The organism is Microcella sp. (genome assembly GCF_033763155.1).
Classification (GTDB): Bacteria; Actinomycetota; Actinomycetes; order Actinomycetales; family Microbacteriaceae; genus Microcella.
The window spans coordinates 1-2,158 of the sequence record NZ_JANRKZ010000110.1 but is presented as its reverse complement, the minus strand read 5'-3'; the positions used below and the strand labels follow the sequence as shown (position 1 = coordinate 2,158).

At 67.6% G+C, this 2,158-nt stretch carries 2 protein-coding genes; one reads left to right on the top strand and one right to left on the bottom strand.

What is annotated here, in order from left to right; genetic code table 11:
- On the top strand, positions 1 to 1,119 hold a 1,119-nt coding region (guaA, locus tag SFU54_RS05015; RefSeq protein ID WP_319015201.1), incomplete at its 5' end, for a glutamine-hydrolyzing GMP synthase.
- Positions 1,120 to 1,673: 554 nt separating this feature from the next.
- On the opposite strand, the gene SFU54_RS05010 is transcribed toward guaA, so the two are convergent.
- A partial coding sequence (locus SFU54_RS05010) for a Bax inhibitor-1/YccA family protein (protein ID WP_319015200.1) occupies positions 1,674 to 2,158 on the bottom strand: 485 nt, incomplete at its 5' end.

Below are 2,158 nucleotides of genomic sequence, written 5' to 3'. Positions count from 1 at the left end.
GCCGACACTCCCGTCGCTGCGTTCGCGAGCGACGAGCAGAAGATGTATGGCGTGCAGTGGCACCCGGAGGTCAAGCACTCCGAGTTTGGCCAGCGCGTGCTCGAGAACTTCTTGCACACCGCGGCGGGCATCCCGGCCGACTGGAACAGTGGCAATGTCATCGCCGAGCAGGTCGAGCGCATTCGCGCCCAGGTGGGCTCGGCTCGCGTCATTTGCGGACTCTCGGGCGGCGTCGACTCGGCTGTCGCGGCCGCGCTTGTGCACGAGGCGGTCGGTGACCAGCTCGTCTGTGTCTTCGTCGACCACGGCCTGCTGCGGGCCGACGAGCGACGCCAAGTCGAAGAAGACTATGTGGCGGCCACGGGCATTCGATTGGTGACCGTGGATGCCCGCGAGCAGTTCATGACGGCCTTGGCCGGTGTCACCGACCCCGAGACCAAGCGCAAGATCATCGGCCGCGAGTTCATTCGCACCTTCGAGCAGGCCGCAGCCGACCTGGTGGCCGAGGCTCAGGATGCGGGCGGGGCCATCGAGTTTCTCGTGCAGGGCACGCTGTACCCCGACATCGTCGAATCGGGTGGTGGCTCGGGCACGGCCACGATCAAGAGCCACCACAACGTGGGCGGGCTTCCCGACGACGTGCAGTTCGCGCTCGTCGAGCCGCTGCGCACGCTGTTCAAAGACGAGGTGCGAGCGATCGGGCGCGAGCTTGGCCTGCCCGAGCCGATTGTCGCGCGCCAGCCGTTCCCGGGGCCCGGGCTGGGCATCCGCATCATCGGCGAAGTGACGTTTGAGCGACTCGAGTTGTTGCGCGAGGCCGACGCGATTGTGCGTGCTGAGTTGACCGCCGCGGGCCTCGACGCCGAGATCTGGCAGTGCCCCGTCGTGCTGCTCGCCGATGTGCGCTCGGTGGGCGTGCAAGGCGATGGCCGCACCTATGGGCACCCCATCGTTCTGCGTCCTGTCTCGTCAGAAGACGCGATGACCGCCGACTGGACCCGCTTGCCCTACGACGTGCTCGCGCGCATCTCGAACCGCATCACGAACGAGGTCGCGGGCGTCAACCGGGTCGTGCTCGACGTCACGTCGAAGCCCCCGGGCACGATCGAATGGGAATGACCGCGCTCTAGGCGAAGGCCATTTCTGGCCTTCGCGCGCGGTCATTCCGGGCGGCGTCTCGCCGCCCGGGTCACGCGGCTGGTCATTCCGAGCGCCGTCTCGGCGCTCGGGCGCGCGTTAGGCGAAGGCCATTTCGGCGCGCTGGAGCTAAAGGCGAAGGCCATTTCTGGCCTTCGCGCGACGCCAGCGCCGAGCGCCGTCTCGGCGCTCGGGTCACCTGAGCTCGCTGAGGGTGATGAGCCGCTGACGCAGTGTGCCTCCCACGGCACATGCCGCGACAGGCACACGCCCCTGTCGACATTTCTTGTGTGAAACCCGTTTGACGTCAATCTGGCTTCACACAAGAAGACCGTGCGTGCCGCTTGGTCGCCGGGTGGCCGGAGTCGTCTGCACGCCCTCGCCAGCGCTGCCGGCCGAACCACCGCCCGTGCCCGCGCTGCTGGCCCAGCCACCGCCCGTTCCGAGCCGGAATGCCGCCGGAACGCAGAAAGGGCCGCCCCGAAGGGCGGCCCGATTCGTTCACGCGGGACGCTGACGCGTCCGCGCGGCGAGCGCTACTCGCCGCGCAGGATGGCGAGCAGGCGAAGGATCTCGAGGTAGAGCCAGACGACGGTGACCATGATGCCGAAGGCGGCGGTCCAGCCGTACTTGGCGGGGGCTCCACGCCGCACGCCGGTCTGGATCGAGTCGAAGTCGAGCACGAGCGAGTACGCCGCGAGCAGGATCACGAGGATGCCGAGCCAGAAGCCGAGCGGCATGCCGAGGACGGGGGTGTCGCGGAGACCGAACATGCTGTCGGTGACTCCGAAAGCCATGAGGCCGAAGTTGATGAGCGAGAAGAGCGCGTAGCCGATCATCGCGACGAGGAAGATCTTTGTCGCGCGCTTCGAGGCGCGGATCTTGCCGCTCGCAAACAAGGCCAACGTCACGCCGATCACGGCGAAGGTGCCGAGCACGGCCTGGATGACGATGCCTTCCCACTGCGCGTTGAAGAACATCGAGATGCCGCCGACGAAGAGGCCCTGCGCCGCCGTGTAGG